Consider the following 16976-nt stretch of genomic DNA (forward strand, 5'->3'; position numbering starts at 1 on the left):
TAATACTACAAGGTGTTTTTGTAAATGGTTATTTCATTTTTAAGAGGGGGCATTTTAGTTAATACTCCATTTGCGAGAATCCTCACCCCAAAATTCATTAGGTGTAAATTATACTTGTATAAAGAAATTTTAGAGCACTTATTTTTTTATATAATGAAAGAATTATTATTAATAAACATACTGGTATTCATCTCCATTATGTCAGGGTATGCTCAGAATAAAGCTGACAAACCTAATATCTTATGGATTACCTTTGAGGATACATCTCCTCATATGATATATGATAATCCGGCCGCAAAAACTCCTGTAATGGATAAGATGGCTGAAACAGGTATCCGATTTAATTCTGCTTTTTCAACAGCAACAATTTGCTCGGCATCTAGGTCTGCAATTATAACAGGTCTACATGCGACTTCTATTGGTACAGGTAATCACCGTTCAAAAGTCAACTTACCTAGTCAAGTGAAAGGCTTTCCTTACTACTTAAGAAAGGAAGGGTATTATACGACGAATAACAAGAAGAAAGACTACAATGTGATGAAGACTCCAGCTTTCACAAAAGAAGCATGGGACGAATCAAGTGGAAATGCTCATTGGAGAAATCGTCCAACTAAAAAAACACCTTTCTTTAGTGTATTTAATATCATGTATTCTCATGCGAGCCGTAAGTTTGTAAATCCTGAGAAAAAATACATTGAGGAGGTATATAATAATCTTCCAGAAGAATTTAGAACAACACCGGAAGAAGTGGTGCTGCCAGAGTATATAAAAGATACGCCTAAAATGCGTAAACATTTTGCGAGAATTTATAATTGTATCAACTATACAGATTATACGATTGGAAAAATATTAGATGAATTAAAGAAAGACAAGCTAGAAGATAATACGATAGTATTTATCTATTCTGACCATGGAGAAGCGATGCCTCGAGGGAAAGGAAATGGCTTGAATACAGGACATAGAGTGCCTCTTTATGTATATGTTCCTAAGAAATACCAAGGACTTACTCCATTTAAGTCGGGAAAAGCAACGGATCAAGTAATGAGTTTTGAAGATTTAGGTCCTACTGTATTATCGTTAGCTGGTGTAGAAATTCCATCACATATGGAAGGAGGAAACTTCTTATCTTCTTCTTTTAAGAAAGAAATGTTCTATGGTGCAAAGGACGGAACAGATGATGCTAGAGATATCACAAGAGAAGTTTCAGACGGGCGTTTTATCTATTCTAGAATTTACAATCCAATTTTACCAGAGCTACAATACAAGCATTACACAGGGCATTCAAAGATCTATGTTACTATGAGAGATGATCTTTGGAAAAATCGATTAAAAGGATTTCAAAAGTCAATTTTCACAGAGGAAAGAGCTTACGAAACACTTTATGATTTAAAGAATGATCCTTGGGAAATGAATAACCTTGCTGATGATCCTGAATATAAGGAGCAATTAGAAAAAATGAGAGCATTCTGCCAAGAGCAAATTTTAGCGACTAGAGATCTTCAATTTATGCCTTCAGGGGAGATGCTTAGGTTAGATAAAGAATCAGGATTAACACCATTTGAATATAAAGGGGATGAGGAAATCTATCCATTAAGTAAGATTCTTCCTATTGCAGAGTTAAGTGGAAAAGGAAAAGAAGTCATCGAGCAACAAGTGACAGCATTGAATGACAAAGAAGAATTGGTACGTTATTGGGCTTTATTTGGTTTGAAAAATCAAAAAGAAGATGCTGAACCATATCTTGATAAAATTATTAAGATCATGGAAAATGACAAAGCAGCTTTCAATAGAATTGAGGCGGCTACTATTGTACATGCTCTGAAAAGAGACGATGCTTCTAAAGCAGTTCTGAACAAATATGCATTGAGTACAGACATGTTTCATCAATGGTATGCGTTAAGAAATATCCAAGATTACTTACCAAATCAACTTGATTTTGTAGATACTTACAATACAGCATTGAGTAAGCTCAAACCTAACAAGAGTTTACCTGAAGATCTGAAGAATGTGAGGTTTGATGTATTTGATACTTGTAAAGGAGCATTATATATGATCAAACAAAAGCAGAAGTATAATTTATTACCTGCTCAAGCAAATTAAGATAAGATTATTCTACCCTTATTGATATAGGGGTAGAACTTAAAAATATAAGTATGAAAGTTATATTATTACTAACGGCACTATTTAGTGTTACGTGGGCTCACTCGATGTCTTTGAATGATTCAACAACTGTAGCAGTTTTCGATGAAGAAGAGCCGAATAGTAGTTATGTCAAATCAAAGATCAATATAATTACTAAAAACCCTATTGCACTTCATCAAGGATTTGCAGGGTTCAATATGCGTATTGGAGATACACCTTGGACATATAATAATCCGGTGTTTAGAAAGGGTGTCCAACAAGCCAACCCAGGTTTTTTACGATACTTTTCAGGAACAAGAAACGATTATCTTGATTTCAATACAGGATTATATATTGAAGAGCATCATGAACAAATTAAAAGTGCCAATAAAGAAGATGGTGACGATGGGTGGAAGGAAAAGGTTCCCAATGATATAAAATGGGTGAATGGGAAAATTCCAAATAGATTGTCTGATATGTATGATCTGTGTGGATCTGTGGGGTCAAGGCTAATCATTACGCTTAACCCTTTTGTACAATCTCCGGAAGAAGTAAAGACTTTTATTAAGTTTATTAAAGACAATAATATCCTTGTTGAGGCTTACCAATTGGCTAATGAACCGCAATTATATAGAAAACCGAAGGGAAAATATTTCTTCAAGAATGGCGAAGACTTTGCCTATAAAGTAGATGAAATTATAAAAGCGGTAAGAGAAATTGATCCCGACGCTAGAATAGCTCATAACTATGCCTTTGATAATATATCCTCAGGAAAATGGGCTGAAGGGATTAAGAAGTATCATAAAGAGAATGGAAGAAACTGGGATTATGTATCTATGCACTCTTATCTATTCTTTGGCACAGGTAATAAGGATTATGACAAAGAATTAGAAAGAATCAGAACAAGAATTAGGAAATTTACAAGTGATGATTTCTTTGATGGCAGATTTACAAAAACATCGTGGGAAGATTCTAAACTGATCATTACGGAATTTAGTTTATGGAACAAGACAGTGCGATATACTCATGCGTACGGTAACTTGTTCAATCCGGAGTACTTAATGAGAATGTCTGTTCAGCCGAGAGCTTACATGATTGGTAATCACTATATGGGTGAGGCTATAAGAGCAAAAAATAAGTACAAAAATAAAATATTTGAAGCGTATAATAACCACGAACATTTTGATCCAAGTAATCTGCCTAACAGTTACACTGCTCGCGAGGAAAAAGTTGCATTAGGACATATCTATGGAGTATTGAATAACAGTGATCAAAGCTATATCACAAAGATTTCGGGTTCTGCTAAAGTTTCCGCTCAAGAAGAAGAGGTGGATGCATTGTACGCAGTAGGTTATAGAGGAAATGAAAGGGTCGATTACCTAATGGTTGTCAATACTTCTGATAAGGGTCATAAGGTTCAAGTAAAATTAGATGGTACACTAATCAATAAAAAGTTAGCGATCAAATATTCATATGGAGAAACTCCTCAGGGCGAAATATTACATGGAGAGGAAAATGCTATTAGTAGCGAAAAAGTGACAATTCGCCCTTATAGCGTAACCATTATTTCTTGGCCGAAAGATCAATTACCAACTCCAAAACCAACAAGAATATATTCTATTCGCCATGAGAAGAATGCTGCCACTTTAAAATGGTGGAAAAGAAATACCGCAGATGAATATATCATTAAGTACGGCACCTCAAAAAATAACCTTAATCAAACTGTTAAGGTGAAAGGAGTAGCAACAAAGACAATCAATGGGTTAGATCATAGCAAAGAGTATTTCTTTTCTGTTGTAGCTAAAAACCAATCAGGAAGTAGTGAGTCTTCTAATATTGTCAATACCAAAGTGAATAAGCCGGATGCTCCAAAATTAGTGCGTTCTTACAAATACGATGGAAAAGTGATTGTACATTGGGAGTCGGTTCCTTTTGCCAATGGTTATAAGGTACAGTATAAGACTGAAAACGGTGACTTTTCTGAAGAAGTAGAAGCTAAAAACATTACAGGCTATGTTATTGAAAAACTAAAAAATAACATTGAATATGAAATAAGTGTAACTGCTTATAATGGAAATGGCAATAGTCAATCATCTAATGTGTTTAATGTGACTCCCTCTGAGAATATTCCATGGACACCTTATTGGTTGAGAGTTTCAAATGAAAAAGGTGAGGGAGTAAAATTAAAATGGCAACCTTCTGATAATAATAGAGGAGGGAAGTACTCGGTATATTACTGTCCATCTCCTTGGGATGAGTCTTCTTATGAGTTAGTTGCAGAAGGCCTAACATCACCTGAATTTATAGATACAAAGGAAAGATCGGGCAATAGATGGTATTACAGAGTAAAATCAGTTACAGAAGATGGAGCAAGTAATTTCTATTCTAACATTGCCACATTTACGACGAAAAAGAAAAATACAAAGTAATAATACTATGTGTTCTGTTTTCATTCTATTCGAAAATAGAAAGACATTTCAATTAAGATGTGTGATTTAAATTATAGTCCTCCTTTTTTAGGAGGACTACTTTTTACCACCCCATCTTAATAGTTGAACAAACGAAATAAGAAAATGAAAAGAGTAATATTTTATATAGGTGTAGTTTACTTATTATTGAATACCGGATGTACAAAAACAATTACTTCCTGTACTCAACAAAATAAAGAATTATTAAAACCTAATATCATTTTTGTATATTTTGATGATCTCGGTTTTGGAGATATTGGTGTAAATGGTGCCGACAAAAACTTAAAAACACCTCACCTTGATGCTTTGGCTTTAGGTGGGATTAACTTTAAAAATGGGTATGCTACTTCAGCCACTTGTACACCATCAAGGTATGCAGCATTTACAGGACAATACCCATGGAGAAAAAATGCACAGATTCTTCCAGGATCTGCACCAATGCTTATTGATACTACTCAAGTTACATTACCTAAGATGCTTCAATCGGCAGGATACACTACAGGTATTATTGGGAAATGGCACTTGGGGCTTGGAACAAATGATAAAGATTGGAACAAGTCAATTTATCCTGGACCTAATGAGGTCGGATTTGACTTATCTTATATTTTAGCAGCGACTCAAGATAGGGTGCCAACCGTATATATTGAAGACGGTAATGTAGTAAATTTAGATCCGAATGATCCAATTGAAATTAACTACAAAGAAAATTTCGATGGACAGCCTACAGGTAAGAGTCACCCTGAACTTACTTCTATGAAATGGCATCATGGACATAATGCTTCAATCATAAATGGTATTCCAAGAATTGGTTATATGAAAGGTGGTAAAAGTGCCACCTGGAGTGATATAGATATGGCTGACCATTTCTTAGCTAAAGTAAAAAGCTTTATTGTTGAAAATGCTAATGGAGAGAAACCCTTCTTCTTAACTTATACTATGCAGCAACCTCATGTTCCTAGAACTCCACACCCTAGATTTATAGGGAAATCTGGTATGGGACCAAGAGGAGATGTAATTATTGAAGCGGATTGGTGTATTGGTGAATTAATGAAAACGATTCGCCAACAAGGTATCGAAGAGAACACACTAATTATTCTATCTTCAGACAATGGACCAGTACTTAATGACGGGTATTATGATGAAGCGGTTGAATTATTGGGGGAGCATGATCCAAACGGTGGACTAAGAGGTGGAAAGTATTCATTATTTGATGCAGGGGCACATGTTCCTTTTATCACTTATTGGAAAGGTAAAATACAGCCAAGCACATCAGATGCATTAGTGTGTCAGGTAGATTTATTTGCCTCACTTGCAGATCTTGTTGGTAGTCATCAGAAAGCTCAAGATTCAGAAAATGTGATGGATGCTTTCCTAGGGAAATCTTCAGAAGGAAGAGAATCTTTAATATTAGAGGCAAGTACCAAAACTTCATATCGAAAAGGTGATTATGTATTGATACCAGCTTATAAAGGAAAGAAGGTGAATAAGAAGGTGAATATTGAGTTAGGGAATTCTCCAGAAATGGCTCTTTATAATTTAAAGCTAGATCCCTCTCAGACAAAAAATATTGCAGAGGATAATCCGGAGCTAGTGAAAACACTATACAATGAGTATTTGATCAAAAGAGGAATTCAACCAAAGAATATGAAATAACTCTTTTAGTTAGAATACTACAAAAAATAAGGTCATTATAACAACATGGTTATAGTGACCTTAATTTTTTGGTTAAAAAAAAGACCTAATCAATGATAAGGTCCTTTACTTTACAATATTTTTATGAAATGAAATGAAAATATCTGCTACTTTCATAATTTTTTTACCTAATACAAACTTAGCCAATAGAAGGTAGATATAAGAAACAATTTAGTTTCCATAAAGGGACTAATTGTTCTTTCTTTTTGAAAGACTTAATTAATGTATTTCAAAAGGTCGATTATAAGATAATAGATACTTTATATAAACATAATAACCTATTAATAATCAATCAGTTTATGAGAATAAATAAAACTCTATACTATTGTAAATTACTGATAATAAATAATTTAAAATTGAAAATGAATTTATCCCCTCTTTTCAACTAAATATTTTCCATTTCAAGATCAACCGATGTCATATTTACACTTATTAAGCTAAATACGTATTTACTAACTGTACATTAAATAAATAGTAGAAATGAAAAGAATTTTACTCTTTTTACTTACAATCTTACTTCTGATTGTAAATAAAAAAACAGAGGCAAATGATGGTGCCTTAAAAAAAATAACGAATCAATTCAATCTTTTTTATAGTAATGAATTTCAAAATTGTTTTGTCGTAGAGGAAAGCTTTGACACCTCAAATTTACCTACAAATTGGGTAGAGTATTCTTCTTCTGCTCAGGTCTATACAAACAATGGCTTCTTAGTATTGGACCGAAAAGAAATTGGAGGAAACACGGTTACTCCAAAAGTATCCTATACCATCGAAGAATTACTCGAAGATAAGTATTCTATTGAATTCAGTTTTTCCTGCTCAAAAAATTACTTCGTAAACAGAGTAGATTTTTTAACAGATGAAGGGAAGTATCTCTTTTCCCTTAAAATCGGAAACCTTTCTGAATACAATATCATTTATGATATAGATCTTAGTGGTGAAAGGCCTACTACTTTCCCATTTGAAAATAAACTTTTGGCTTCAAATATTGAAAAAGAAACACTTTATCAGGTAACTCTAGAGTTGGATGCAAATAACACACTTGGAATTTATATCAATGACCAATTAGTCAAAAGTAATATAGCATTACCTCTAATTGATTTAAAAACATTGAAGCAAGTGAATTTTGAGTTTAATTCTGCTTATCAGAATAATGGTCTATTCAGAATAGGAGATTTTAGTATTGAAAATAAAACAGAGTATTCGTTACTCAATACATCGATCGCAGAAGCAGAGAGTTTTCTTGCTTCTGTAACTATTGGAGAAAACCCGGGCCAGTATTACCAAACTGAAACCTCAAATTTTCAAAAGGTAATTGATGAATGTAAGCTATTGGTATCGAATTGTGTTTTACAAGTTGAGGTAGACAACCAACTAAAGACATTAAATACGGCGAAAGCGGTTTTTGAGAAGAGTGTAATTCCTGATTTTGGGTTGCCAATATCAAAAGATCGAGAATGTATACTTATTCAGGAAGACTTTGAAATAACAGAACTCACATCTGAATGGACCAATGACTCTAAAAATAAAGAGCAACTCTATGTTAGTAATGGACAATTAGTTTTCGATAGAATGGAAATTGATGGAGCCATTAAATCACCCAGAACTACATATTCTTTGGAGAAGTCATTGGAAGATAATTATCGTATAGATTTTACAGTTGGAGCTAATCTTAGTGAAATTAATACGAGAATAGACTTTTTATCTTTGAATAATAAGTACCTAGTCAGCTTGAAAGTAGGTAATCAATCGAACATTACTTTTGATCATACCAATGATGGAACAAAGCCAACGATTTTCCCTTCATCGAATAAATTATTACCTACGGCTTTTACCAATGATAGAGAGTATCAAATCACTTTGGTTCAAAAAAGCAATCATCAATTAGATATTTATATTGATGGCCAATTAAGAAAAGAGAATATTGTTTTAGCTGATGACATTAGTTTGGATAAGATTTACTTCGATTTTAACTACTCAGTTGGAATAGGTGTTTTTACTGTAAATGATTTATCAATAGTAGATTATATTCAACAAGAGGAGTTTGAAAAAAGGATAATTGTTGCTCAAGCTTTATTAAATCAAACTTCGATTGGAACCAAGCAAGGTCAAATCGTTGCCACAGATTTTACTAAGTTAGAAACAGAAGTCAATAAGTCTCTTGAGTTGATAGATACTCAATGCCCTTCACAACAGGAAATAGCTTTACAGTATCAGAATTTAGAAATTGTAATTTCAGCTTTTGAAGCCAATATTATTGATGATTCTGGTGTTTATGAATGTAACAATCTATATCATGAAACATTCAGTAATGTAGCTGTACCTCATGAGCACCTTAGTGTGAATTCTGCAGATCATGTCTATGTAGAAAATGGTCATTTGGTAATGGAAAGAAAAAAAGTAAACAACAGTTACTTAACTCCCGAAGTAACTCAGACGGTTCCTACTATTAATGACGGTGAGTCGTATAAAGTTGAATTTTCTTTTTACTCATCAAAGAATTCTGTAGGGAATAAAATTGATTTTATAACCTCCTCAGGTTTTCATCTTATAAGTTTAGTTTTGGGAAATGTTGCTGAGAAAAATATTTTTTATGCTATCTCAGAAGATGGAAATGAAGTGACAAACTTCCCATCAGATCAGCAACTATTGGATGAGCTCTATGAGAAAAATACTAACTATAAAATTGAATTGTTTTTTTACAATAATAACACTGTAGACATCACTATTAATAATTCCATAAGAGCAGAACGGATTGCATTGTCTCCTCAAAATAATGAGCCGCTTCATCAGGTGAAATATTCCTTTTTTAATGCATACAGCAATACCGGTTTTTTCTATTTTGATGATTTAAAAGTAGCTACAATCACAAATTATAGTAAGTTACAGAAAGAGATATTCAACGGATACTTATTATTAGAAAAAGTATCCATTGGTAATAATTATGGAGAATATCCCGAACAGTCTGCGAATGCTCTTAGGTCCTCTCTTGATGCTTCTAATGAATTATTAAGAACATGTATTTCTAGTTTGGATATAGATGCGGAAGTTGAAAAAACAAAAGTTGCCTACTCCTCATTCTTAAATTCAATACAACTTTATACTCCTGGACCAAATTGTCGGGTATTGGAAGAGTATGACTTTGTTGATTCTACTTTGCCTTCAAACTGGGTGGATACCAATCCAAATGATTGTATTTATATCCAGGATGAACAATTGGTTATGGAAAGAAAAGCGTCTTCTGATGGAAGTGTTAAAACGCCAAAACTGACCTACACTATTGAAGAACAATTGGGCGATGATTATAGTATCATGTTTGAGTTCAATGCCTCAAAAAATACAATGATCAATCGATTAGACTTTTTATCTAATACAGGTGAGTATCTATTAAGTCTTAAAATTGGTGATAAGAGTAATATCACGTATGCCATTAGTGAAAATGGTAATCGACCGACAACTTTTTCAAATGATTCGAAGTTATTAGAGACTAATTTCACAAAGGAAACGAAGTATGGAGTACTTCTTAATTTGAAGCAAGGTAATCTGCTAGATATAAGTATTAATGGTTATAAAAAGTTTGAAAATATACCTCTTTTTACTTCCTATAAAGACTTAGAAAATATAAAGTTTGATTTTAATTCTGCATATGAAAATACGGGACTTTTTAATCTAGATTACTTCTATGTATTGAATGGGAATAAACCAAGTATTATAACTGATATAAAAAGCAATATTAATACTACAGAGCAGTTTATTTCAACAATAGTTGTTGGAGATGAAATAGGTTCATACCCAAAATATGAGGTGGATTATATACAGAATCAACTGTTATTTATGAAATCAACTTTATATCAATGTGACGCTTCTATTAGTGAGTTAGATAGTATAAATAATCATCTATTAGTCAACAAAGAACAACTTTTACAAAGTAAGATATATAAAAATACAGAGGTGAAACTATCTATTGATGCAGAAGATATTTTGGCTCATAAAAATCCTTTGTGGTTTGGGGGAAATAATATCTTTAGTGATGCAGGTCAAGGGATATGGGACGTAGAAAATAATGAAGCCAACCAAGATGTTATTGAGAGAGCAAAATTTACGGGTGCTTCCCTTTATCGTTTTCCAGGAGGAACCATGGCCAACCTTTACCATTGGAAAAATGCAATTGGTCCAGTCGAAGATAGGAAACCCAATTTATATGCTCATAATGATGCACGACCTGCAGGGAATGAGTTTGGCCCAGATGAGTTTGGTAAGCTTTTACAAACAACCTTTATTGATAAAGGAGTGATGGTTATTGCTTTCCAATACGAAACACCAGAAGATGTTGCAGACTATGTTGAATATATGAATGCTGAAGTAGGGGAAAACCCAAATGGTGGAATAGATTGGGCGGCAGTTAGAGCACAAAATGGCAGTTTTGAACCCTATAATATCAAATACTGGGAAATAGGAAACGAAGTATACGGTAATTGGGAATTGAGTGTCTTTAATTATCCCTACGACGGAGATGAAATTAGAGGTGGTGATCGTATTCTTGGAGGAAAGGCAAAACACTATGTAAGAGGAGGAAGCAAAGCATTCACCAATCAATTGGCTTGTGCTGATACTTCTTGGGTAGCTGATCAGTGTACAACGACAGGAATGGCTTCACAAAAGCTATATGTAAAATTTGCACCGGTTAAATTATCTGAAACCTTCCGTTTAAGCATTAACGACATCACTTGGAGTAGAGTAGATAATTTTGATAATTCGACTGCGTCTGATCTTCATTATACGGTAGACAGTAAAACTGGTGAAATAGTATTTGGTGATGGAATACAAGGAGCAATACCTCCAGTAGGCTATAACGTAGTTTTAGATTATACCTCAGGAGACCATGCTACTTTTTCAGATTATTATGATGCGATAAAGTCAGTTGACCCTTCTGTAACTGTGATTAGCTGTTTTGAAAAAGAAGACTTCTATAAACTAATGGCAGAGGATAATAAACCTTATGATGGGGTAGCTTATCACTATTATCCAAATAATCATGCTAAAGACCTACCGGATAGTGTACAGCACAAACGTAGTATTTGGGAAGGCCTAAATTGGAAAAATAAAATAGCAGCTCACAAGAAGTACCTTACCAAATATAATAATCCTACCATCATTCCAGAAAATGTTAAGTTTCATATGACAGAATATGGAGCAAGGAAAACTTATCTTGGTATACCTTTAATTTCAACCTTATTTTATGATGTAGTGAATACCTATTCGGATGATTTAGGGTTATCTTTGATTCACTCTTACTTTAAAAATGACAACACTCCAATGGTAGATCCTAGGGGAGAATATGCTAGTGCTAAAGCGATGGCTTACCACCTATTTACTCATTTACATCAAGATACTTTTGTAAAAGTGAATTATACGGGCAATAGCTACGAGTATAATGGGTTTACTATTAATAAGACGTATCCCACTGCAAGTATCAATCAAGATTCTACTGTCTTCTCTTTACTCTTGCCAAATACCACAGATGACGAGCAGTTAAATATACAAGTAGATATTACCAATTACCCTTTTTATGATAAGGATAGTGTGGTGTTGAAAAAATGGGTGGTTAAAACGGATGATGTATTATCAAGCAATTCGATTGCAGAACCAGATAATATTCTTCTTGAAAAGGTAGAGAATTTATCTATTGAAGCAGATAGTTCGATTACTTTTGAAGTTGCTCCTGCAACTACTGTTGTATATCAATGGATGGTAAAAGAAATTGATTACGATACTCTGATCACTGTCAAAGATATTGTGATCGACCAAGATACTGTAGTAGGAGATTTTATTATTGAAGATCAATTTAACGTCACAGTATCAAATAATGCTACCCTTGAAATTGTGGGTGATTTAACTGTTGATGGAAACTTAACCATTGAGTCAGGAGCTTCATTAATAACTTACCAAGGTAATCGAAAAGGGCCGGTTAATATTGAAAGAAAACTTCCTGTTAAAAATAGTGAGTATACTTTATTTGGTTACCCTATAAAAAGTAATCAACGTATTCAATTTGACTCATTAGGTGAATATGTCTATCAATATAATGAAAGTGGTCATTGGGAATCTGTTTTGTCCAAGAGTTCTATCTTAGGACAAGGATATGCTATTTCTGGCAACGATAGTATTACTTTGAGGGGAATACCGAATGATGGTAAAATAGTGGTAGATGTCTCTAATACCAATGATGGATGGAACCTGTTAGCCAACCCATATCCTTCGGCAATTTCAGTAGATGCTTTTCTAAAACATAATGTGAATTTAGTACAAGCGGTGTATTTGTTAGATGATACTTCTAGCAATGGTAAGATAGAGACTTCTGACTTTATCATTGTCAATGGAGTTGGGGTTTTGGCTCAAAATTCAAATGATAACAGTACAAATTACAATCGTCATTTAGGAACTACTCAAGGATTTTTTGTGAAACTCTTTGATACTTCATCTGCTGATATGGTAGAGTTTAAAGAGGAAATGAGAGTTGCTGGCCATAATTCTGAGCAAAGCTCTTTTAGAGAAAAGCAAAAGCCTTTTACTTCCTTTACACTCGAATTGAGTACTGTAACACAATCCAATAGAACAATGATTGGACTTACAGATGATGCTTCCTTTGGTATAGATCGTCAATTTGATGCAGAAAGTTTCGGAGAAAAAGATTTTAAGATCACTACTTTGATAGAAGAGAAGGAATATTCTATTCAAGGTATTCCAAGACATTTTGAAAGTACAGTGTTAAAGCTTTCTATTCAATCAGATCAAGAAGGGAAACATACCATCTCACTTCAACATCTTGATATGCACTCGGATATATATCAGTGGATATTGATAGATCAGAAATTGAAATTAGAATATCCGCTAACATCCGAAAATGCGTACACTTTTGATCATGACTTTAAAGACAGTCAAAATCGATTTATACTTAGGATGGAAAATTCATTCGCTGATTTAAATGAGTTAGAGACCATAAAATTAACATCAAGTGGTATTATTGGGTTAAATCCATCTTCTGCCTACTCTATTAAAATCTATGATGTATTAGGGAATCTATTATACTTTTCTGAATTGAAAAATGTAATCAAAGCCCCTTACAATTTCAGAAAAAACAAGCTTTATATTATCAATATTAATGATCATCAATTTAAAACGATCTTCCATTAAATAGACATAATAGCTTAACAATAAGGTTTGTACTTCTACAAACCTTATTGTTTTCTAGTAGCAAATCACCGATTACAATACATTACAGTAAGATGTACACTTATAGATGATTTTACCCCCTTTTAAAAACTAAAAAAGAGCCTCTTTTTCATTGTTGAACCTTGATATTTGATGTGTAAATGGAATTAAATGTTCTTTTTACATTTTAGTTTTTTGTACGAACTATCATTTTTTTATGAAACAGATATTATTACTTTTTTGCTCATTAATACTGGCTTACACAAGCTTTGCTCAGAGCCCAGTGACCATTACTTACTCCTTCGATAATCGTTTTGATGGACAAACTACAGGACTTTCTTCTTCCAATATTATCTACCCACAAAGGGCTATTATTGGTGGTACAAAATTGAATAAAATTGGTACTGTTAAAGACGATACTGATAGGGTAGTTGCTCAAACAGAAATCGATAATAACAATGCAACGAATTATAAGACGACCTTTTTCAGGTTTGATATTCATACTGCAAGTGGTGTAAAATTCAAAATCAATAAAATAAGCGTTATCCAAAAATCTGAAATAGCTGGAGACCCAAATGCTATTGACGAAGAAGGGAATGGTGATACCTATAGATTTAGAATAGGAACGGCTTTGAATGGAGCAACACCAGATAATACAGATAGTAACCAATCTTCTGATAATATCTTGTTTTCTGATCAATACACAGAAACAGAGTATATTCCAGGAGAAGGATTTAATTATGCTCAGAATAAGGAATCGATCTCAGTGTATTTAACAGGTAGAGGGGAAAGAGTAGGAGGAAACCCAATTCCTGAGGAAGATGGGGGTGGCGTCTATGAAGATGACAAATTTAATTGGTTTGTAGATCAAGTAGTGATCGAAGGCGAATATGTTCAAGGTTTAAACTTGCCCAACTTTAAAGTGGAGTATGCCTTTAATCAAAACAACGGTGACAATACAGACCAAATGAAAGCTGTTTCTTCCAATCCTAATAAAATCAATGGAACGGAAGCTTACAGACAAAAAGGTTCATCTCAAAATAAAAAAGAAAATACGTTTACTTTAGTTTTGGCAGATAATGATAATAACTTAGGCTATAGCCCAACAAACCGCACAGGGCTTGCTTATTCTTTAGTGGCAAGTGATGGTTATAAGGCTATGATCCATAATTATCAATATAAAGTAGCTGGTTCAGGTGAATTTGGTTCGTCTAGAGCACACAGAACAGCTGTTTACAGAGATGCTACTAGAGATGGAGCAGGTATAAAAGTAGACAATAATCATTTTGAATTTGGTACTACTATTTTGGCTGGACTTGGTGTTTGGGGAGAAAGCGTTAAAGGGATTAACTATGCATCTGTTTTCTTTAAAGATAATTTTGTATTTGATGGAGAACATTCATTTCTAATTTCAGCGAATAGAACAGGAAATATAGACGGGACTTCTCAAAAAGAAAGAATTACTTTCGATCACTTAACGATTAGAGGAACAATAATTCCAACGAATGCTTATTCATTAGTACAAGAATTGCTAGCTGGTCAGGATTTATTTATCAATGCAGAGGTAGGCGAAGGAAAATACTCACAAGAAGCAATTGATAGGTATATCACAACTCTTCAGGCGGGTGTAGATTTTGCCTTTGATGAATCGAAAACTCCCGAAGAATTAGAAATAAAGCGAGTAGAAATTGAAGCTTTGAATCAGGTATTTGTAAATAATTCGAAGCCAACAGCAAAAGTTGCTTCATATACAACTAACTTTAATGAAGATCTCTCTATTACATTGGAAGGGAGTGATTCTTCTGATGATGAAATATCATATATCATAATAGATCAACCAGAAAACGGTATTCTATCGGGTGATTTACCTCAGCTGACATATTCGCCAAATACTGATTTCGAAGGTGAAGATACATTTACATTTAAAACATTTGATGGTATTGAATATAGTGATGTCGCAACAATTTCTGTAACTGTTGAAGGGCTCCCAAATACCGCCCCTGTAGCGAATGTCGTTACAGCAAAAGTTACCTCAGGAGAGACGGTAGATATTACTTTAAGCGGCAATGATGCAGATGAAGATATACTTTCATATATGATAGTAAGTCAACCCGAAAATGGTACATTATCGGGTGAAGCTCCTAATGTTACATATACACCTGATGCTGATTTTGTAGGCGAAGATACTTTTACCTTTACAGTAAATGATGGTACAGAAGATAGTGAAACAGCAACAGTTACGATCACAGTAGAAGCAGCAACTCCTGTAAATACGGCCCCAGTAGCGAATACCGGTACAGCAACAGTTACTTCAGGAGAGACGGTAGATATTACATTGACAGGCAGTGATGCAGATGAAGATATACTTTCATATATGATTGTAAGTCAACCCGAAAACGGTACATTATCGGGTGAAGCCCCTAATGTTACATATACACCTGATGCTGATTTTATAGGCGAAGATACCTTTACCTTTAAAGTAAATGATGGCACAGAAGATAGTGAAACAGCAACAGTTACGATCATAGTAGAAGCAGCAACTCCTGTAAATACGGCCCCAGTAGCGAATACCGGTACAGTAACAGTTACTTCAGGAGAGACGGTAGATATTACATTGACAGGCAGTGATACAGACGAAGATATGCTTTCATATATTATAGTAAGTCAACCCGAAAACGGTACATTATCGGGTAAAGCTCCTAATATTACATATACTCCTGATGCTGATTTTGTAGGCGAAGATACCTTTACCTTTAAAGTAAATGATGGCACAGAAGATAGTGAAACAGCAACAGTTACGATCACAGTAGAAGCAGCAACTCCTGTAAATACGGCCCCAGTAGCGAATGCTGTCACAACAACAGTTACTTCAGGAGAGACGGTAGATATTACTTTAAGCGGCAGTGATGCAGACGAAGATATACTTTCATATATTATAGTAAGTCAACCCGAAAACGGTACATTATCGGGTGAAGCTCCTAATGTTACATATACACCTGATGCTGATTTTGTAGGCGAGGATACTTTTACCTTTAAAGTAAATGATGGCACAGAAGATAGTGAAACAGCAACAGTTACGATCACTGTAGAAGCTCCGCAGGTAACAAATATTGATAATCATCTTACCACTTCATTATCACTTAAAACTACTCTTAATAAAGTAATCATTAGTGAGAATGCTCAGGAAAATCAACAAGTATTAATTTTAATTATGGACTTAACAGGTAAAGTCTTATTTGAAGAGACCGTAATTGTTGGAGCGAATTCAACTTTCGAATTTCCATTTAGATTCAAAAAGAATTTATTATACCTTTTAAGCATTAATGGTTCTAAGGATCGTCTGACGAATAAAGTCCTATTCCATTAATAAGAATCTATTGACGATATACTCATTTGTTGTTATATTAATTCGTGTAAAATCAGTTAAAGGCTAGGCATATTTGCTTAGCCTTTTTCTATTTTGATCGTATAAATTTTCTTTGA

5 protein-coding genes are annotated in these 16976 nt (G+C 33.9%); all 5 read left to right on the forward strand.

All coding sequences use genetic code 11. The features are described from left to right. The first annotated feature begins 153 nt into the window (after positions 1–153). Positions 154–2100, forward strand: coding sequence for a sulfatase (locus QL232_RS16165; RefSeq protein WP_281614894.1), 1947 nt, complete (start codon positions 154–156; stop codon positions 2098–2100). A gap of 53 nt (positions 2101–2153) precedes the next feature. Continuing rightward, on the forward strand, positions 2154–4550 hold the full coding sequence (locus QL232_RS16170; RefSeq protein ID WP_281614895.1) for a fibronectin type III domain-containing protein: 2397 nt from the start codon (positions 2154–2156) through the stop codon (positions 4548–4550). Positions 4551–4694: 144 nt separating this feature from the next. Then, positions 4695–6242, forward strand: a complete 1548-nt coding sequence (locus QL232_RS16175; protein ID WP_281614896.1) for an arylsulfatase — start codon at positions 4695–4697, stop codon at positions 6240–6242. A 519-nt stretch (positions 6243–6761) separates the two neighbouring features. Then, positions 6762–13475 (forward strand): hypothetical protein, encoded by a 6714-nt coding sequence (locus tag QL232_RS16180; protein ID WP_281614897.1) that lies wholly within the window; start codon positions 6762–6764, stop codon positions 13473–13475. 235 nt (positions 13476–13710) lie between these two features. Next, positions 13711–16860 (forward strand): Ig-like domain-containing protein, encoded by a 3150-nt coding sequence (locus tag QL232_RS16185; protein WP_281614898.1) that lies wholly within the window; start codon positions 13711–13713, stop codon positions 16858–16860. Positions 16861–16976 lie beyond the last annotated feature (116 nt).

Origin of the sequence: Flammeovirga sp. SubArs3, from assembly GCF_947387565.1 — a bacterium.
In the GTDB taxonomy this organism is placed as follows: domain Bacteria; phylum Bacteroidota; class Bacteroidia; order Cytophagales; family Flammeovirgaceae; genus Flammeovirga; species Flammeovirga agarivorans.

Excerpts from the sequence above, each read along its gene's own strand:
- QL232_RS16165 (WP_281614894.1), top strand. The coding sequence starts at position 154 with ATGAAAGAATTATTATTAATAAACATACTGGTATTCATCTCCATTATG.
- QL232_RS16170 (WP_281614895.1), top strand. The coding sequence starts at position 2,154 with ATGAAAGTTATATTATTACTAACGGCACTATTTAGTGTTACGTGGGCT.
- QL232_RS16175 (WP_281614896.1), top strand. The coding sequence starts at position 4,695 with ATGAAAAGAGTAATATTTTATATAGGTGTAGTTTACTTATTATTGAAT.
- QL232_RS16180 (WP_281614897.1), top strand. The coding sequence starts at position 6,762 with ATGAAAAGAATTTTACTCTTTTTACTTACAATCTTACTTCTGATTGTA.
- QL232_RS16185 (WP_281614898.1), top strand. The coding sequence starts at position 13,711 with ATGAAACAGATATTATTACTTTTTTGCTCATTAATACTGGCTTACACA.